An 18678-nucleotide genomic window follows, 5' to 3' on the forward strand; every position below is an offset into this window, starting at 1 on the left:
CGGTATTTCATTTAAGTTAAGAGGAAAATGGGACTTTTTTCCCAGCCGCTTTTAATTATGCTTTAGCGCTTTTTTTGAACTGGAATTGGTTGGTTGTCTAAATCGGTACGAACGACTAAGACATCACAGATTGCAGTCCGAGTAACAAATTCAGTAACCGAGCCAATCAAGATCCGTTCAACGGCGTTTAAACCAGTGGCACCGATCATGATCAGGTCAGCGTGCATTTCCTTTGGCACTTCGCGGGCAATGATCGTCTTAGGCGCGCCGTATTCAATCGTGTAGCTGACATTGGCAACGCCTTGTTTTTTAGCGTAGTCAACGTATTGATCCAGCGTCTTCTTGGCAGTCGTGGTTACTTGTTCAACCATTGAGCTGTCGAAACTGGAGATGTTTTGGAAAGCACGAGTATCAACAACGTGCAGCAGGCGCAATTCCGTATCAGCACCATTCCGTTTAGCAACAGCAACAGCTTTCTTAAAAGCCAGTTCAGCTTCCTTTGATCCATCTACAGGAACCAAAATGTGTTGGTATTGTTGAGTCATATCAAGTACCCCCTTAATGCTTAAGCTTCTTCGTTTATTTATATTTTACAACATTGTAAAGGCTTTCGCAAAAAAATGTTTATGAAATTAGTGTTTTCTGAACACTAACGAGCTAGTTGCCAGTGCCATTGCCATATCAGCCAGGCAGCCAATCACTAATACGGTTGCGATTAAGCCAACGTGATCTGAGAAAAATGCGGCAATCAGACTTACGATGCCCCAGATCAGCAGCAGCCAGCCCCAGATGCTGCAGTGGCGAAGACTGCGCTCAGTAGCGGCTTGACCGAAGATACCGGTCTTGCGGTGACTTAATAGATACCAGCTTTCAATCAGCATAATTGCGGCAAAAATGATCATTAAAACAGTAATCAAAAAATCAAAACTCCTTTCTCTGCCAAGGTACCATAAAAGCGGGATTGAAACCAGTAATGATTTCAATCCCGCTTGATTATGATATGTATCGGCTCCGTTCATGCCGTTAATTGTCTTTCAGTGTTGACCTGTGGATAAGACAGGTGGGCCATGGCCGACAAAGCTTCGACTACCAAGTGAGAAGGCATGTCGTTACAGTGTCGAGGCACTAGTCCCAAAGTAACGAAACTGTAAGGCAAGACTGCGAATTAGACAACACGCACACTACAGAACCTCTACTAGTATGTTAGCATTTTTTTTAAACAGGTGCAATCGTTTTCAACTTCTTGGCTGGCGCTGTGCCTTTAGCAGCCGTCGATACTGAATTCCCAGGGCTTTTTCAAATTCACCGTTTGGCTTGGGATGATAATACTCATCAGTTTTGATTTTATCTGGCAGATATTGCTGGCGAACCCAGTCCTGTGGAAAATCATGCGGATACTGGTAGTCAACACCATGGCCAAGTTTTTTGGCACCTTGGTAGTGAGCATCTTTTAGCCAGTTGGGGATCTCGCCGAAGTTGCCTTGATCGATGCGCTTTAAAGCAGCATCGATGGCTTGGATACCAGAATTTGACTTGGGCGACAGTGCAAGTTCGATTACGGCGTCGGCCAGTGGAATGCGAGCTTCTGGCAGACCGATTCTTTCAGCTGACTGAATTGCCGTGATGGCTCGCTGAACGGCTGGCGGGTTTGCCAGACCAATATCCTCATAGGCAATTACGGTCAGGCGGCGGGCGATGCTTGGCAGGTCGCCCGCCGCAATTAGCCGTGCCAAATAATGAAGCGCGGCATCGACATCACTGCCGCGGATCGATTTTTGAAAAGCAGAAATGACGTCATAGTGGGCATCGCCATCTTTATCGGCAGATAGGGCTTTTTTCTGGACGCATTCCTCAATAATCGGCAGTGTTAGGTGGATTTTACCGTCTTGAGCTGGATTGGTTGATTTTGCGGCCAGCTCCAATCCATTTAACGCACTGCGCAAATCGCCATTGACGGCGCGAATCAGCTGCTGACGAGCATTGTCGGCCAGTTCCAGCGGCATTTTCCCCAGGCCCCGCTCTTGGTCGGTGAGGGCGCGGTCAATGGCCAGGCTGATGTCTTTTTCAGCCAAAGGGTAGACCGGAAAAATCTGAGTACGGCTGCGAATAGCGGGATTAATCGACAAATACGGGTTTTCGGTCGTGGCGCCAATTAAGATGATATGGCCGTTTTCCAAATGAGGCAGCAAAAAATCCTGCTTGGTTTTATCAAGGCGATGAATCTCGTCAAGCAGCAGAATCACGGTTCCACTCATTTTAGCTTCTTCGGCGACAATCTGCAGATCTTTTTTTGAATCGGTGGCGGCGTTCAGCATGCGAAAGGCATACTTGGTTGAGCCGGCAATGGCGCTGGCGATACTGGTTTTGCCGGTGCCAGGCGGACCGTATAGAATCATTGAGCTGAGCATTTTGGCCTTAACCATGCGATTGATGATCTTGCCAGGACCAACCAAATGCTGCTGACCAACGACTTCGTTTAGATTGCGCGGCCGCATGCGATAGGCTAATGGCTGCAAAAAACAATGCCTCCTTTGTTTTATCTAGAATGAAACAGTCGCTGCCAAAAACCTTGCTTGGCTGGCGTCTTGACTTGAGGAGCTGACTTTAACAGATTTGGATAGCGCTTGGCAACATCAACTGGCGATTGGTAGACCGCAGTTTTAGCCGCTACTACGACTGCCATTTTTTCAGGATCCGTTAAAAATTCAGGATCCGTTTTTAAAGTGAAGCTGGCATGTTCTTGAACGGCCGCTTGCATATATGGACGCAGCTGCTCATCATCCAGATTGCCATTTAAAAAGACGAGATTGCCGATTCCTTTTTTAAGCTCCAATCGCAGGGCATCAGACCAGTCGCGTTCGCCAAGCTGAGCTATGCTGATCGTCAGGCAGACCCGCTCACGAAAAGTTCCCAGATAGCGTCTTTGCTCATCGGGATTGATTTTAGGCGTGCCATAGACCGCGTTTTGCAGGCGCTGATCAACTGCACTTTTTTCTTCGTTCGCCATGCATGTTGCTCCTTCGTAGGTAGTTTCATCCTATTGTATCATTGATTGATCTTGAATAATAAAAAAACGCCACTGCATTAAGCAATGGCGCGAATCATCCTAGTCTTTGACGATTTCACAGAATTCAATGGTTTCAGCATTTGGTCCTTCAATATTGAAGAACTTGATGCCATGCTGCCAAAAGTCGAGATGCTGAACTTCATTTTCTTTCATCTTAAAGCCGGCTGCCTTGGCTGCTTTAAAGGCGGCATCGGCATCAGAAGTATTTAAAGAGATATGGTTGATTGCACCGGTTTGGCGAACGGCACCATCACCAGTCCAGATTTCCAAAGTCAGATGAGCGTATTGCATAAAGACAACCTCATTACCCTGGTTATCAGTATCAAAATTGCCCAGCATCTTGAAACCGAGCTTCTCCCAAAAAGCAACCGTTTTTTGCAGATCGTCAGTTGGAATGCCAATGTGTTGCAGATCATCGAAGTAGCCAGCTAAACTTTTGTTGAATGCCATAATTTTTCTCCTTTAATCAAAACTGTTGTTAATAAAAGTGAAGAGTCTAAACATCTAAGGCTTGATGCTTGAGGTTAGGGAAAACAATTCGATCGGCAAGCCCAGTAATACTGCCTTGGAAGAGCAACGCAAAAATCGTTCCGAGACCAAAGTTTGCCAGCCCCATTTTAGGGAAAGCCAGCAGAGCCATAATTGTTGGTGGAATATATGACGCCCACATTGATAAAGTTGCATTGCCTTTGAAATAACGAAAACGTAGAATCTGGAATAAATCATCAGCAGGGTGCAGCACCAGATTTACTCGCTGATAGATTGAAATGGCCACTCCAATAAAAGTAACGCCTAAGAAATTTATCAGAACGTACAAAACTACCATTGGCAAAGAATGAGCATCAGGCATGATTCGGTTGAAAATATCAGAAAACCATTGAATAAAGATTGAAAACGGCAGCATAAACATGAAATTGCCAAAAATTCGTTTCCATTCCCATTTATGCATCAGAATTGCGTTTAAGATTGAGGTTAGCATCCCAAGAACCATAAATGCCCAAAACAGTGTCATTGAATTATTACCCAAGACGGCAATACCAAGATTGTTTTCAGCCGCCGTCCAGTAGGCGGATCCCAAAAAATGCGGATGAATATGTGAACTGGTAACCAGCGTCAAAACATTTCCCATCGAGTTGATAACGATCGATAGGGCAAAGTAGGCGATACTGACCGGCATTGAAATGGTACGCTTCGGTGCCGCGGTGACGTTTTTTGAACTTGCTTGTTCCAAATTGATTCCCTTCTTCCTGACAAGATCACGTTTTGAAAATTGGTGATAGATTTCACTTGCCACGATAAAGATACCCCTAGCAATCGTTAATGTCAACCGGTTGACAGATTTTAAAACGTAAAAAAGGATTTTGATTCTAGTTTGGTAAAGCGATTTCTTTACTGCTGCAATCGAATAGCAGATCTCCATCGTATTATCGAGATATTTTTAAGTTTTTTCATGAATTTGTTGTTTGATTCACAGTCTTTTGGCAGCTCCATCTTGCTCAATTTGAAATTGGTATAGGAGTATCATAAGGGTGTAAATGAAAATAAGATCATATGTAACTAAAAAATATAAAGTTTTGCGCAATCGATTGCTTAACAATATAAAGTCACGTTTATCCAATGGTCCAGATGTGAATTATCGTTGATATAACGGCGATTAATCCAAATGATGACTGATGGCAAGTGCACAAGAATGAATTGGTATTGCTAACCGATTAGCAAAAATAATTTCAAAATTCGATTGACGACGTTGGTAAATTCAGTCATGATACGAGTCATGAATTAATTGTTAACTAAAAATTGGTATATTTAACAAAGGAGCTAGAGAAATGCAATCAACTGAGCAAAAAACGATTGCCATCTATGCTGACGGTGCTGTCATTGATGATATGCGTCAAATGGCCAAACTGCCAGAAGTAACGGGCTTTACAACCAATCCATCACTGATGAAACGGGCAGGGGTTACTAATTACCTGACGTTTGCCAAACAAGTGGTAAGCGAATTTCCAGAAGCTTCCCTGTCTTTTGAGGTTTTTTCACAAGATCCTCAAAAAATGCAGCGGGAAGCAGAAATCTTAAGTTCATTAGGTAAACATGTCTATGTTAAGATTCCGATTTTAAACTTGAATGGGCAGCCTAATACGGAACTGATTTATCAACTGGCACATGCCGGCATCAAGCTGAACATTACCGCAGTAACGACCAGTGAACAGGTACGCTTGGCACTAGAAGCATTGGACGAACAGACGCCAGCAATTATTTCACTGTTTGTAGGACGAGTTGCTGATACGGGAGCCGATCCAACTTCCTTTGTCAATGCCAGTGTAGCGATGTCGCATCTGCATCCAAACGTTGAATTGTTGTGGGCCTCAACGCGTGAAGTCGACAACATTCGTCAGGCTAAGCAGGCTGGGATCGATATTATCACGGTACCACCGGCAATTTTACAAAAGTGGCTGGCACGGCGCGAGTTTACGCCAGAAGACGTTGCCCTGGATACGGTTCGTGGTTTTGATCAAGATATTAGTACGCTGGGATTCAGCATTCTGGATGAAGTTGCGGAGGAGGCGGCAGTTAATGAGTAATCAGCAAGCAACTTTGGATCAAAAATCAGTTACGGCTGCTCGGATGCTGGGTGTAGAAATGATTGAAGCCTCACGCAGTGGTCATCCTGGGATCGTTTTGGATGCCGCGCCAATGGCTTACACGCTGTTTGAATATCATATGCGTTTTAACCCTAAGCAGCCTAAGTGGATCAATCGTGATCGTTTTGTCTTGTCAGCAGGTCATGGTTCTGCGCTGCTCTACAGTCTGCTGCATCTAAATGGTTTTGATCTCACTATTGATGACTTGAAGGCGTTTCGTCAAATGGGTTCCAAAACGCCAGGCCATCCGGAATATGGTTGGACCCCGGGGGTTGACGCCTCGACCGGTCCCTTGGGCCAAGGTCTTGGCATGGCTGTTGGCATGGCAATTGCAGAAAAGCATTTAGCCGCGCAGTGCAATCGACCAGGAATGCCGGTAATTGATCATTACACCTATGCCTTGGCAGGTGATGGCGACTTAATGGAGGGCATCAGTCAAGAAGCCTTGGATATCGCTGGTAATCTGCAGCTTAATAAGCTGATCGTACTCTACGACTCAAATGATGTTTCACTGGATGGCCCATTGTCAATGAGTACGCATGACAATGTTGAACAGCGTGTCAAGGCGGCTTCGTGGAATTATGAACGCGTTGAGGACGGCAATGATCTGGCTCAGATTGATGCAGCCTTATGGCGGGCCAAACGCGCTGACAAGCCAACTTTGATTGAAGTTAAGACGGTAATCGGCTACGGCGCGCCTAAGCAGGGAACCAACAAAGTTCATGGTACGCCGGTTGGTCAAGATGGTCTGGCTGTGCTTAAAGAAAGATTTGACTGGCATGAGCCATCCTTCACCGTACCACAGGCTGTTTATGATCACTTCCAAGAATTAGTGGCTGCCAAAGAAAAGCAATACCAACGCTGGCTGGAAATGTGGGCTTCCTATCAGCAGCAGTATCCGCAGCTGGCCGCTCAATTAATGAATGATGAGTTTAAGCTAAGTGATGCCGACTTGAACTATGAGCCAGGTGAAAAAATTGCCACACGGCTGGTATGTGATGATGCCCTCCAGGAAATTGCCCGTCAGAATCCGATGTTTTGGGGAGGGGCAGCTGATCTGGCCAGTTCTAACAAAACGCTGCTGAAAAAAGATGATAATTTTGCGGCGGAAAATCCATTAGGCCGCAATCTGCGATTTGGCGTGCGGGAATTCGGCATGGCAGCAGCTTTGAACGGAATCACGCTGCATGGCGGTACCCGAGCCTTTGGCAGCACGTTTTTGGTATTTAGCGATTATCTTAAAGGGGCCGTTCGTTTGGCTGCTTTAATGAAAATCCCGACTGCTTTTGTTTTTTCTCATGATTCCTTGGCCGTTGGTGAAGATGGTCCAACGCATGAGCCTGTTGAGCAGCTGGCGGCACTGCGTTCGATGCCGGGCGTCGATGTCTACCGTCCGGCTGATGCCAATGAAACGATTGCTACCTGGCAGGTTATTGGCAAAACCACTGATCGGCCGAGCGTAATTGTCACCTCGCGTCAGGGGCTGCCGGTTTTGGCAGCAGTCAAGCATGCACCAGTAGAACGAGGTGCCTATGTCTTGGCGCCGGCTCAAACCAATCATCCGGCTGGAATCTTGATTGCCAGCGGCTCTGAAGTCTCTTTGGCGTTGCAGGCTAGAGAACGATTGGCCAAAGAAGGCATTGACGTGCAGGTTGTCTCAATGCCATGTCAGGAACGTTTCTTACGGCAGTCAAAGCAATATCAAGAAATGGTGTTGCCGCCGCGTCTGGATAAGCGCTTGGCAATCGAAATGGGCAGTTCAATGTGCTGGCATCGTTTTGTCGGCCTAAATGGTACGGTAATGGGTGTTGATGAATTCGGTACCAGTGCGCCAGGCGAACAGGTTATTGAAAAGTTTGGCTTCACGCCAGAGCATGTTGCTGCAGCCTTTAAGCAGACAGCCGGGCTTGAAAATGAAAAATCAGATCAAATGGCCGTTAATGGCTAGCCGCTGTTTTCTAAAAACTACGTATCACACATAAATCTTAATCTCTAAACCTCAAAATACTCCAAAAATCCCCAAAGGCCATGAGCGATCTATCATCCCAGTCGCTCATGGCCTTTTTGGCTTGAATTTAGTATATCCGTGCATTGTTAAAAATAAAAAACTCTGTGATTTTAAATCACAGAGCTTTTTAAGAAATAAACCGTAATCAGATATTACAGCTTGTTGTAGAATTCGACAATCAGCGCTTCGTCGATGTCGGCGTTCATGTCTTCACGTTCTGGCAGGCGAACCAGCTTACCTTCGAGCTTGTCAGCATCGAATTCAACGTATGAAGGACGTGCAACAACGGCTTCAACAGCGTTCTTGATAACGTCCAGGTTCTTGGACTTGTCGCGAACAGAGATGACTTGACCAACCTTAACTTCGAAGGAAGGAATGTCAACGCGCTTGCCATCTACGGTGATGTGACCGTGGTTAACCAGTTGACGAGCTTGACGACGAGTAGTAGCCAGACCCAGACGGTAAACCATGTTGTCCAGACGACGTTCCAGCAGGATCATGAAGTTAGTACCGTGAGTGCCTTCCTTGATCTTACCGGCACGCTTGAACAGGTTACGGAATTGACGTTCAGTCATACCGTACATGTAACGCAGCTTTTGCTTTTCGCGCAGTTGCATACCGTATTCAGACAGGCGGCCACGACGGTCATTACCGTGATCACCAGGTGCGTAGTTGCGACGAGCCAGTTCCTTACCGGTACCGGACAGAGACATGCCGAGACGGCGAGATACACGCCAGCTAGGGCCAGTGTAACGAGACATATTAGAATTCCTCCAATAAAATTATTTGGAGTAAAATAATCCGATTGTGAGCTTGACATTCGTGCAGGCCAATTGGATCGTTCACCCTTGCAGCTGGGTTACTGGAAACACCATGCGGCATTGGTCTGTTGACGAGCTTGCCCCTCACTGCTGCATTATTTTACACAAAGAGTACTTTAACTCGAAAAACATGCCTAGTCAAGATGTTTGATCAGTTCATCGACAAAAGATTGAATACCAGCCTGCATTTTTACATCAAATCTTTTTTCAACTGGGGCATCTAAATCCAAGACACCAAGTAATTGCTGATCTTTAATCAATGGAATCACAAGCTCAGAACGGGCGGCAGCATCACATGAGATATAGCCAGGAAATTTGGTGACGTCATCAACCGCTAATGTCTGCCGCTGAGCAGCTGACTGACCACAGACGCCTTTATTCATTGCGATATGCATGCAGGCCGGATGACCTTGAAATGGTCCCAGAATCAGTTCGTTTTCTTTAGGATCATAAAGGTAAAAGCCAACCCAGTTCAGTTGATCAACGCTGTCGTTTAAGAGTGCTGAGGCATTGGCCAGATTAGCAATTAAGTTGGTTTCATTTTCCAATAAGGCAGCCAACTGGGCGTTAATAAGCTTAAAGTTTGGCAAAATAAAAATCCCTCCGATAAATAATAAGTTGTCAAGAGTAGATATGATATAATTTTAATTAGTAAAATTTTATGATTAAACGGTGAAAAACGCAAAGCATAAACCGTGCAAAATTAGGTGGGATATAGATGTTTCAAGTGTTGATCGGAATTTTAGTTATTGCTGCGTTGGTAATTATTGGTGTATACGTCTATCAAAAGCGAATTCTTAATGCAGTAGACGCCCTGCTGAATCAAAAAACTACCGCAATGGCAGCTCATTTGGATGAACGGCTGGCCAAAAACGCGAATCCGGAGCTGAGCGGCGACTCGCTGAAGGATTTTAATCAGCTCAAGGATGAATATCAAGATGAATTCCTGACGGCTGCCAGTCGAGTTGATGACTTGGCCGATCAAATTGCTCAAGATCTGCATGGCTTTAACCTATTGAAAGTCAAGCCGGATCTGCGTAAGCTGCAGGATGCAACTGCCAAGCTGCTGAGTGAACAGACAAATCTTGAAGAAGGTTTGAAAAAAATCGATGATGCCAAGGCAGAGCATCAAAAAGCAATTAGCGAGCTGAAAAAACAATATCAGCAGTTTCATAATGACCTGGAAGAAAACAGCTATCGCTATGGTAAAAGCAGTACGGCTCTGCGCCAGCGTTTGACTAATCTGGAAGCTCGTTTTGCCAAGTTTACCACGCTTACAGCTAAGGGCGACTATGAAGCGGCCCAAGACGTACTTAACGAGTTGCAGCAGGATACCGAGAAATTGGCCCGACTGATGCAAAAAATTCCAGATATCTATAAGCCACTACTGACAGAATTTCCCACCCAGCTGCAGGAACTAAAAAATGGCTATGAGCAGCTGAAACGACACCACTATAACTTTGCTGATGGCCAGATCGATCAAGAAATTGAGCGGCTTGGTCAGCTTTGCGAACAAGCAGATGCTGATTTGAATGCCTTGCGACTGGATGAGGCGGCAACGGTAAATGATCAGCTGACGCAGCATATTGAGCAGCTTTACGATGTTATGCAGCGCGAACTTGATGCTCGGCCAAAAGTTGCACCATTGATGCGCGATGTAGGTCGGCATTTGAGTCATGCCAAACAGCAGAATCGTGAGCTGATTGATGAACTGGAACGTTTAAGTCTTAACTATACGCTTAACAATGACGAACTGGCCAACGCACGCGGCCTTGACGAACAGTTGCGGCAACTGCAGGCATCATATGACCAAGATCAAGAAGCACTGGCAGTCGAAGAAGCTATTGACAGCCAGGTCGTTGCTCGTCAGACTGATAATGAAAAGTCATTGACGGCAATCGAAGAACAGCAAAAACAGATTAATGATAGTGTTGCTGATCTTCAGTCTGATGAGGCGCGAGCCAAAAAAACGCTGCAGCGATTCTCAGTTGAGATTCGTACAATCAAACGGCGTGTGGAGTCACTGAATCTGCCGGGAATTCCCCAAGACTACATGGATTATTTCTTCCTGGTCAGTGATGAAATTGGTAAACTAGCCGATGCAATCAGCCAGGTTAAGATTGATATGGAAGACATCACCAAGCAGCTTTTAATCGTGCAAGACGATCTTGAAACGCTGCAGGAAAAAACTGATGACTTAAGAGACAGTGCCGAACTGACCGAACGGCTGATTCAATATGCCAACCGGCTCAGTATTGACCATGAAGAGATTAATGATGCAATTGCTCAGGCACAAAAGGAATTCAATCGTTATAACTATCCAGGCAGTCTGGAAATCTTGGAAAAAGCCGTTGAAAAAGTTGAGCCGGGGTCTTATAAGCGAATGGAGCAGCGTTACTACGCTGAGCTTAAGCGAAATTCTTAATAAAAAACGCGTCATTTCGTTGACGCGTTTTTTATTTTCGGACGTCAATCATGGTTAAAAGATTCATGATCTGTTATAATGTAGCGTTGTTTTAGGAGCCGAACCTTCGTCGCGGATGTGATCCATCGGCGGCAATATCTTGCGAGGAAAAACTTTTTTCCCGCGTGCATTAAAGGAGCAAGCACAGTATGATTTATTTTGACAATAGTGCCACGACACAGATCTGGCCGGAAGTTTTGGATACGTATAATCAAGTCTGCCAAAAGATTTGGGGGAATCCCTCCAGTCTGCATAAGGTTGGTGAGATGGCATGGAATCTTCAAGAGCAGGCACGTAAGCAGATTGCGGACCTGTTTAGCGTTTTGCCAAGTGAGATCGTTTTTACCAGTGGCGGTTCAGAAGGCGACAACTGGGTCATTAAAGGAACGGCAATTGAAAAGCGTCAATATGGCAAGCACATCATTACGACCAGTGTTGAGCATGCTGCGGTACGTAATTCAATGGAGCGATTAGCCGACCTTGGCTTTGAGATTACCTATCTGCCAGTCGATGACCAGGGACGTATTGATCCGGAAGACGTTAGAAAAGCGCTGCGTCCAGACACGATCCTGGTTGAATCAATGGTTGTCAACAATGAGATTGGTACGATTCAGCCAATCAAGGAAATTGGTGAAATCTTAAAGGACTATCCTAAGATTCACTTTATGGTGGATGCGGTGCAGGCAATCGGCAAGGGAATCGATGACATTGTCTTCTCGGATCGAGTTGATTTTGCGGTCTTTTCTGGTCATAAATTCCATGCACCGCGCGGGACTGGCTTTGTATATGCCAAATCAGGCCGCAAGCTGGCTCCGCTGATCGACGGTGGCGGGCAGGAACGCGGCCGTCGCAACGGGACTGAAAATACGGCTGGTTTTGTTGCGATGGCCAAGGCATTACGGTTGGTCAAACAAAACGAAAAGCAGGCCGTTGAGCGTGAAAAAGCAATCAAAACGCGGATTTACGATCATATCAAGAATTTTGAACACGTTGAGGTTATCTCACAAAATGATGATTCATTTGCTCCTCACATTTTAACGTTTGCAATTGTTGGCGTACGTGGTGAAACGATCGTGCATGCTTTTGAAGATCACGACATCTATATTTCAACGACCAGTGCCTGCTCTTCAAAGAAGCACGTTGAAGCCGGGACTTTGGCGGCTATGAAGGTTCCCGATGAGATTGCAACCAGTGCCGTCCGGATCAGCCTGGGGGATCAAAACACTCTGGCTGAGGCTGATGAGTTCAATCGAGTCTTTGATGAGCTGTATGCCGGTTTTAAGAAGATTATCGATTAGTTTTTGAAAGGAAAATCTAGTTGTAAAATGCAATATGATGAAATTATGGTGCGTTACGGCGAGCTTTCGACTAAAGGACGCAACCAAAAGAACTTTATTGACCGTTTGGGAGCCAATGTTACCAAGGCGTTGCATGGCTTTGATCAGGTTAAGATTCATCCGCAAAGAGACCGGATGCATATTGACTTAAACGGTGCCGACAGCAGTCAGGTCATGGATCGCCTGAAGCAGGTATTTGGGATCCAGACCTTCTCGCCTTCTTTGCGAGTTGAAAGCGACTTTGAGGCAGTTAAGCAGGCAGCGGCTAAGATGATTAGAGAACAGGTAAAAGAACCGGCAACCTTTAAGATCAGTACCCGGCATGCCGACCATGGCTTTCCAATGGGGACGTTTGAGATGAATCGTGAGCTGGGAGCCTATCTGTTAAAAGAATTTCCTGATCTTTTAACAGTTGACGTTCACCATCCAGATATTGATCTGATGGTTGAGATTCGTAAGAGCGGGATCTATCTGACTAGTGAAAAGATCAAGGGCGCAGGTGGTCTGCCGGTTGGAACGGCTGGTAAGGGTATGATGATGCTTTCAGGCGGAATCGATTCACCAGTTGCTGCCTACCTGGCCATGAAGCGTGGGGTTTCTTTGGAGATGGTGCACTTCTACAGTCCTCCATATACCAGTGAACAGGCATTAGCCAAATCAAAGGAACTGACCAGCAAACTGGCAAAATATTGTGGCAGCATTAAGTTCATTCAAGTGCCGTTTACTGAAATTCAAGAAACGGTTAAGGAAAAGGTTCCCGAAGGCTATCTGATGACCGTCCAGCGTCGATTGATGCTTAGACTGGCTGCGGCTTTAGCTATGAAGCGCCATGGTCTGGCCATCTTTAACGGTGAAAGCCTTGGACAGGTAGCCTCACAGACAATGGAAAGCATGGTAGCCATCAACGATGTAACTACCTGGCCAGTGCTGCGGCCGGTTCTGTCGTTTGATAAGACTGAAATCATCAAGATCGCCGAAGAAATCGATACCTATGAATTGTCGATTCTGCCATATGAGGACTGCTGTACGGTCTTTACGCCACCATCGCCAAAAACCAAGCCGAACCTGAAACGGACGCGGGCCTATGAAGCACGGCTAGATGTTGAAGGGTTGATGCAGCGGGCTTTGGAAAACATTAAAATTACTGAGATTCATGCTGGTGACGAATTCTTGAATCAGAATCAAGACGTATTCGCCGAATTGCTGTAAAATTTAAGCTGATGCAAGACTTTTTAATGCATCAGCTTTTTTATTTCAAACACCGGATTTGGCTATTCGAATGGTGCTAAATTTGGTATACTGTTCCCACACAAAATTAAAAAACGCTGTGAAACTGAAAGGAGCGTTCATCGTGGAAGTTACTGTCAATGGTGAGAAGATGCAGCTGGTAGGCAATCCGCCAGAAGTAGGTACGGAAATTCCTCACTTTAAGCTGTTTGATGCTCAGAATCAACGTGTTAAGACTCGTGAGCTGCTGGGCAAGCCAACTTTATTCTCAGTCGTACCAGACATCAATACGTCGGTCTGCTCGCTGCAGTCACGCAAATTCAACAAGGCAATGGCTGAATATCCTGACGTCCGCTTGATTACGGTCTCCACCAATCCAATTAACGAGCAGAAGGGCTGGTGTGCGGCCAATGATATCCCAAATGCTGAGCTTTTATCTGATTATGAACAGTCATTTGGCTATGCAATGAAGCTTTTGATCCCTGATGAAGGCGTCTTGGCACGGTCAATCTTCCTCATTGATGCTGATGGCCAGATCGTCTATCGACAGATCGTTCCTGAAATGACGCATGAGCCTGACTACTTGGCTGCCTTGAATGCGGTGGAAAAATTGGGCGCGTCTGCTAAATAATTAAAAAATTATTTGAATCGACTTGACGTTATCAAAAATTTCTTTTATTATTACGCTATTCAAGCATTGAACGAGAGAGTAGACTTGATAAAGCTGTTCAGAGAGACCTTGTTGCTGAAAAAAGGTTCGGCTTTCCAGGTTGAAAGTAGCTCGCGAGCAGAATTGCTGAAACCAAGTAGGTGATTCCGGTTCATGGCCGATATCCCATGTTTGAGCGGAAACCTGTCTTTCGATGGGTTTCAATTTAGGTGGTACCGCGAGCAGACTCGTCCTAATTATTAGGGCGAGTCTTTTTTTGTTTGATGCCAATTAAATTAACCAATAACTGTAAATTTGAAAGGGGAACTTGCCATGTCAGAAAAGAACATGTCCACCAAGTTCAACCCAGCTTCAATTGAAGAAGGGCGCTACCAGTGGTGGATCGATGAAGGGTTCTTTAAGCCAAGCGGTAATAAGAAAGCCAAGCCATATTCAATCGTTATTCCACCTCCTAACGTTACTGGTAAGCTGCACTTGGGTCATGCCTGGGACACGACGCTGCAGGATATGATTATTCGGCAAAAGCGGATGCAGGGCTATGACGTTTTGTGGCTGCCAGGGATGGACCACGCCGGTATTGCAACGCAGGCGAAGGTTGAAGCACGGCTGCGCGAACAAGGCATTTCACGCTATGACCTGGGTCGCGAAAAGTTTATTCAACAAGTATGGGACTGGAAAGATGAATATGCAGACATCATCCACAAACAGTGGGCTAAGCTGGGAATCTCAGTTGACTACGATCGTGAACGCTTTACCCTTGATGAGGGCCTGAACAAAGCCGTTCGCAAGGTTTTTGTTGATCTGTACAATAAGGGGCTCATCTACCGAGCAACTTACATTATCAACTGGGATCCACAGGCACGGACGGCGCTTTCTGACATGGAGGTTATCCATAAAGACGACAAGGGTGCCTTCTACCATGTCAAGTACCCATTCACGGATGGCACGACGTTTAATGGCAAGGACTACATTGAAGTTGCCACGACGCGTCCTGAAACCATGTTTGGTGATGAAGCCGTTGCCGTAAACCCAAATGATGAACGTTACAAGGAACTGGTCGGCAAGCATGTCATGGTACCACTGGTCAACCGTGAGATCGAAATCATTGCCGATGATTACGTAACGCCAGACTTTGGTACTGGGATGGTTAAAATCACGCCGGCACATGACCCCAACGACTTCTTGGTCGGCAAGCGTCATAATCTGCCAGAGCTCAACACGATGAACGAAGATGCCTCATTGAACGAAAATGCCGGCAAATACTGCGGGATGGATCGTTTTGAAGCGCGTGAGGCAATCGCTAAGGATCTAGAAGACGGCGGCTACATGTTGAAGATCGATCCAATCGTGCACTCTGTTGGTCACTCTGAACGGACGGGCGTACAGGTCGAAGCACGGCTTTCAACGCAATGGTTCGTTAAGATGAAGCCACTGGCCGAAAAAGCATTGGCCAACCAAAAGACGGCTGATCGGGTCAACTTTGTCCCAGAACGTTTTGAACATACCTTTACTCAATGGATGGAAAACGTGCATGACTGGGTTATCTCACGTCAATTATGGTGGGGTCACCGGATTCCAGCTTGGTACAACAAGCAGACCGGCGAAATGTATGTTGGCATGGAAGCACCAAAAGACGTCGAAAACTGGGAACAAGACAAAGACGTGCTGGACACTTGGTTTAGTTCGGCATTGTGGCCATTTTCAACGATGGGCTGGCCTGATACTGATTCAGCTGACTTTAAGCGCTACTTCCCAACCAACACGCTGGTCAGCGGTTATGACATCATTTTCTTCTGGGTTGCCCGGATGATCTTCCAATCCCTTGAGTTTACCGGCAAGGCACCATTCCGCAACGTCTTGCTGCACGGCTTGATTCGTGATGAGCAGGGCCGCAAGATGAGCAAGTCTTTGGGTAATGGGATTGATCCAATGGACGTCATCGAAAAGTATGGTACGGACGCTTTGCGCTGGTTCCTGGTTACGGGTTCCACGCCTGGTCAAGATATTCGTTTCTCTTACAAGAAGATGGATGCGGCCTGGAACTTTATCAACAAGATCTGGAATGCCAGCCGTTACGTAATCATGAACCTTGGCGACATGCAAAACGCACCAAAGCTGCCGGCCCAAGATAAGTGGGATCTGGCTGACCGTTGGATTTTGAGTCGTTTGAACGCAACGGTCAAGCAGGTTACTGATCAGTTTGAGTCATTTGACTTTGGTGAAGCTTGCCGCTGTCTGTACAACTTCATCTGGAACGACTTCTGTGACTGGTACATTGAAATGACTAAAGAAAAGCTCAACAATGGTACTGAAGCAGAAAAGGCCGACACTAAGAACATTTTAGGCTACGTGCTCGACCAAACGCTTAAACTGATGCACCCAATCATGCCATTCGTTACCGAAGCGTTATGGCAAGACATGCCGCATGAAGGCAAGTCGATCATGGTTGCTGACTACCCAGTCGTTCATGATGAATTTACGGATGAAAAATCAGAAGAACAGATGAAGCGGCTGATCGAACTGATCACTGCTGTTCGTAACATCCGCAATGAGGCCAATGCGCCAATGTCCAAACCGGTTGATCTGCTGGTCAAGACAGATGACCAGGCTGCTGCTGACATGCTTTTGGCCAATGCAGACTACATCAAGCGCTTCTGTCATCCAGCCAACCTGCAGATTGCTACCGATACGCAGGCGCCAAAACTGGCCATGAGCGGAATCGTAACCGGTGCTGAAGTCTACATTCCAATGGCTGAGTTGGTTGATTTGCAAGAAGAACAGGCTCGGATGGAAAAAGAGATTGTCAAGTTGGAAAAAGAAGTTCAGCGCTCTGAAAAGAAACTCGGCAATGAAAAATTTGTCAACAATGCTCCTGAAGCTGTTGTAGCCGAAGAACGTGCTAAGGCAGTTGAATGGAAGCAAAAGCTGGAAGCAGCTCAAGCACGTCTTGCTTCGCTGCGGAATGCCTAATTAAGTAAGACATCCCCAGAGTTCAATCGAGCTTTGGGGATGTTTTTTACAAATCAAATCGATTTTTACGAACAATTGTTCTATAATTGGGAGCAAAAATGAAAGGATTTATCATGATAAATATTCAGAACTATGATGATGCACTGGCATTTATTCATGGCCGGACTAAGTTTAAAAAGATTCCAACGCTGAAACGAATGCGGCGATTTTTGAAAGAACTTGGCAATCCACAAGAAAATCTCAGCTATCTGCACGTTACCGGTACCAATGGCAAGGGTTCAACCGTAGCCATGCTGCGATCGCTTTTAATGGCGAGCGGCTTGACGGTAGGGACTTTTACCTCGCCGTTTATTGTCCGTTTTAATGAGCGGATCTCGCTGAATGGACAATCAATTCCAGATGATGAGCTGGTAAAGGCTGCGCAAAAAGTAGCACCAGTTGTTGATTATTTAGACCAAGTATTACCCGAGGGTGGTCCCACTGAATTTGAGATTGATACAGCAATCATGTTTACCTGGTTTGCACAAAAAAAACCAGATGTTGTAATTCTCGAGGTGGGAATTGGCGGCCTTTATGACTCAACCAATGTTATCGTGCCAGCAGTCAGCGGTATTGTTACGGTTGGCTACGATCATATGCATGTTTTGGGTAATACACTGGCTGAGATTGCATATCAAAAAGCTGGTATCATCAAACCAAATGTGCCAGTAGTGATTGGTAGATTGCCTCAGGCTGCACGACAGACAATCATCGAAAATGCACAAAATAAACAGGCACCATTGTATGAAAACGGGCAGCAGTTTATGGCTAAAAAACTGAACAATCATCAGTTAAGAAATGAAATCGAATATGATGGACTAATGCTTCATCGGCAAAAATTTCAGTTAAGCCTGCTTGGCGAGTATCAAGTTGATAATGCAGCTGTTGCACTCACCATGGCGCAGCTTTACTTAAAACACCGTGGAATGCAAATTGACGTTAAAGCTTTCAAAGCAGGCCTGGTTAACACACGTTGGCCGGGGCGGTTGGAAATCGTCAATAACTCACCATTGGTTGTTTTAGACGGTGCTCATAATCTGCCCGGAATGCAGGCTTTAACAACAACGCTGCAAAATGACTTTAAAGGGATGGAGATCTATGTTTTGGTAGCAATTCTGGCTGATAAACAATATCAGCTGATGTTAGGAGAGATTGCCAGCCTGTCCAATGTGCACTTGATGCTGACCAATTTTGCCGGCCCCGGTCCAAAGCGGCCGAGCGCAGATTTAAAAAAGGCAGCTAAAGACATCAAAACACATTGGCCAATTGAGACGGCGCCCAGCTGGCAAGGGGGATTGCTGCATTTATCAAGAGAAGTTTCGGCCGATGATGTTATCTTGATTACTGGCTCGCTGTACTTTATCTCAGAGGTTCGACGTTTTTTTGCTGATTAAAAATAAAATCTGCTCTGTCTTGCATATAGTAATGACAGA

At 45.8% G+C, this 18678-nt stretch carries 16 protein-coding genes and 1 other annotated feature; of the genes, 8 read left to right on the plus strand and 8 right to left on the minus strand.

Going from position 1 to position 18678, the window contains the following annotated elements; all coding sequences use genetic code 11:
• Positions 1 to 62: 62 nt before the first annotated feature.
• From ACLUWI_RS04135 to ACLUWI_RS04160, 6 genes are all read right to left on the minus strand, one after another.
• A complete protein-coding gene (locus tag ACLUWI_RS04135; RefSeq protein ID WP_074504715.1) occupies positions 63 to 545 on the minus strand; it encodes a universal stress protein in 483 nt (160 codons plus the stop codon).
• 87 nt (positions 546 to 632) lie between these two features.
• Positions 633 to 917 carry a hypothetical protein gene (locus ACLUWI_RS04140; RefSeq protein ID WP_412146264.1) on the minus strand — a complete coding sequence of 95 codons (285 nt, stop codon included), beginning with the start codon at positions 915 to 917 and terminating at the stop codon, positions 633 to 635.
• Between the two features lie 318 nt (positions 918 to 1235).
• Positions 1236 to 2495 (minus strand): replication-associated recombination protein A, encoded by a 1260-nt coding sequence (locus ACLUWI_RS04145; protein ID WP_412146318.1) that lies wholly within the window; start codon positions 2493 to 2495, stop codon positions 1236 to 1238.
• 41 nt (positions 2496 to 2536) lie between these two features.
• A complete protein-coding gene (locus ACLUWI_RS04150; protein ID WP_412146265.1) occupies positions 2537 to 3007 on the minus strand; it encodes a DUF1694 domain-containing protein in 471 nt (156 codons plus the stop codon).
• 99 nt (positions 3008 to 3106) lie between these two features.
• Complete coding sequence (locus tag ACLUWI_RS04155; protein WP_412146266.1) at positions 3107 to 3517, minus strand: VOC family protein; 411 nt, start codon at positions 3515 to 3517, stop codon at positions 3107 to 3109.
• Positions 3518 to 3563: 46 nt separating this feature from the next.
• Positions 3564 to 4244 carry a fructose permease gene (locus tag ACLUWI_RS04160; RefSeq protein WP_412146319.1) on the minus strand — a complete coding sequence of 227 codons (681 nt, stop codon included), beginning with the start codon at positions 4242 to 4244 and terminating at the stop codon, positions 3564 to 3566.
• 649 nt (positions 4245 to 4893) lie between these two features.
• Here ACLUWI_RS04160 and ACLUWI_RS04165 point away from each other — a divergent pair.
• Entirely contained in the window at positions 4894 to 5649 is a 756-nt protein-coding gene (locus ACLUWI_RS04165; RefSeq protein ID WP_412146267.1) for a transaldolase family protein, read from the plus strand.
• Positions 5642 to 7657, plus strand: coding sequence for a transketolase (gene tkt / locus ACLUWI_RS04170; protein WP_412146268.1), 2016 nt, complete (start codon positions 5642 to 5644; stop codon positions 7655 to 7657). Before ACLUWI_RS04165 ends, tkt begins: the two co-directional genes overlap by 8 nt.
• Before the next feature lie 212 nt (positions 7658 to 7869).
• On the opposite strand, the gene rpsD is transcribed toward tkt, so the two are convergent.
• The gene (gene rpsD / locus ACLUWI_RS04175) at positions 7870 to 8478 is read right to left on the minus strand and encodes a 30S ribosomal protein S4 (RefSeq protein WP_033934417.1); all 609 of its coding nucleotides are present in this window, start codon (positions 8476 to 8478) and stop codon (positions 7870 to 7872) included.
• A 194-nt stretch (positions 8479 to 8672) separates the two neighbouring features.
• Positions 8673 to 9128: a GAF domain-containing protein gene (locus ACLUWI_RS04180; protein WP_412146269.1), complete on the minus strand. Its 456-nt coding sequence runs from the start codon at positions 9126 to 9128 to the stop codon at positions 8673 to 8675.
• A gap of 128 nt (positions 9129 to 9256) precedes the next feature.
• Here ACLUWI_RS04180 and ezrA point away from each other — a divergent pair, with 128 nt between their 5' ends.
• The 6 genes from ezrA to ACLUWI_RS04210 all read left to right on the plus strand — a co-directional run bounded on the left by ezrA (position 9257) and on the right by ACLUWI_RS04210 (position 18639).
• Positions 9257 to 10963, plus strand: coding sequence for a septation ring formation regulator EzrA (gene ezrA, locus ACLUWI_RS04185; protein ID WP_412146270.1), 1707 nt, complete (start codon positions 9257 to 9259; stop codon positions 10961 to 10963).
• A 188-nt stretch (positions 10964 to 11151) separates the two neighbouring features.
• The gene (locus tag ACLUWI_RS04190; protein WP_412146271.1) at positions 11152 to 12300 is read left to right on the plus strand and encodes a cysteine desulfurase family protein; all 1149 of its coding nucleotides are present in this window, start codon (positions 11152 to 11154) and stop codon (positions 12298 to 12300) included.
• 27 nt (positions 12301 to 12327) lie between these two features.
• Positions 12328 to 13548 carry a tRNA uracil 4-sulfurtransferase ThiI gene (gene thiI / locus ACLUWI_RS04195; RefSeq protein ID WP_412146272.1) on the plus strand — a complete coding sequence of 407 codons (1221 nt, stop codon included), beginning with the start codon at positions 12328 to 12330 and terminating at the stop codon, positions 13546 to 13548.
• A gap of 142 nt (positions 13549 to 13690) precedes the next feature.
• Positions 13691 to 14197, plus strand: coding sequence for a thiol peroxidase (gene tpx / locus ACLUWI_RS04200; RefSeq protein WP_412146273.1), 507 nt, complete (start codon positions 13691 to 13693; stop codon positions 14195 to 14197).
• Positions 14198 to 14254: 57 nt separating this feature from the next.
• Positions 14255 to 14474, plus strand: a binding site (T-box leader).
• A 74-nt stretch (positions 14475 to 14548) separates the two neighbouring features.
• Positions 14549 to 17206 (plus strand): valine--tRNA ligase, encoded by a 2658-nt coding sequence (locus tag ACLUWI_RS04205; RefSeq protein ID WP_412146274.1) that lies wholly within the window; start codon positions 14549 to 14551, stop codon positions 17204 to 17206.
• Between the two features lie 113 nt (positions 17207 to 17319).
• Positions 17320 to 18639: a bifunctional folylpolyglutamate synthase/dihydrofolate synthase gene (locus tag ACLUWI_RS04210; protein WP_412146275.1), complete on the plus strand. Its 1320-nt coding sequence runs from the start codon at positions 17320 to 17322 to the stop codon at positions 18637 to 18639.
• The last annotated feature ends 39 nt before the right edge of the window (positions 18640 to 18678 follow it).

It is taken from the genome of Limosilactobacillus mucosae, assembly GCF_046939755.1.
In the GTDB taxonomy this organism is placed as follows: Bacteria; Bacillota; Bacilli; order Lactobacillales; family Lactobacillaceae; genus Limosilactobacillus; species Limosilactobacillus mucosae_A.

Coding starts and splice junctions, on each gene's coding strand:
- ACLUWI_RS04135 (WP_074504715.1), bottom strand. CDS start 545: ATGACTCAACAATACCAACACATTTTGGTTCCTGTAGATGGATCAAAG.
- ACLUWI_RS04145 (WP_412146318.1), bottom strand. CDS start 2,495: ATGCGGCCGCGCAATCTAAACGAAGTCGTTGGTCAGCAGCATTTGGTT.
- ACLUWI_RS04150 (WP_412146265.1), bottom strand. CDS start 3,007: ATGGCGAACGAAGAAAAAAGTGCAGTTGATCAGCGCCTGCAAAACGCG.
- ACLUWI_RS04155 (WP_412146266.1), bottom strand. CDS start 3,517: ATGGCATTCAACAAAAGTTTAGCTGGCTACTTCGATGATCTGCAACAC.
- ACLUWI_RS04160 (WP_412146319.1), bottom strand. CDS start 4,244: ATGCCGGTCAGTATCGCCTACTTTGCCCTATCGATCGTTATCAACTCG.
- ACLUWI_RS04165 (WP_412146267.1), top strand. CDS start 4,894: ATGCAATCAACTGAGCAAAAAACGATTGCCATCTATGCTGACGGTGCT.
- tkt (WP_412146268.1), top strand. CDS start 5,642: ATGAGTAATCAGCAAGCAACTTTGGATCAAAAATCAGTTACGGCTGCT.
- rpsD (WP_033934417.1), bottom strand. CDS start 8,478: ATGTCTCGTTACACTGGCCCTAGCTGGCGTGTATCTCGCCGTCTCGGC.
- ezrA (WP_412146270.1), top strand. CDS start 9,257: ATGTTTCAAGTGTTGATCGGAATTTTAGTTATTGCTGCGTTGGTAATT.
- ACLUWI_RS04190 (WP_412146271.1), top strand. CDS start 11,152: ATGATTTATTTTGACAATAGTGCCACGACACAGATCTGGCCGGAAGTT.
- thiI (WP_412146272.1), top strand. CDS start 12,328: ATGCAATATGATGAAATTATGGTGCGTTACGGCGAGCTTTCGACTAAA.
- ACLUWI_RS04205 (WP_412146274.1), top strand. CDS start 14,549: ATGTCAGAAAAGAACATGTCCACCAAGTTCAACCCAGCTTCAATTGAA.
- ACLUWI_RS04210 (WP_412146275.1), top strand. CDS start 17,320: ATGATAAATATTCAGAACTATGATGATGCACTGGCATTTATTCATGGC.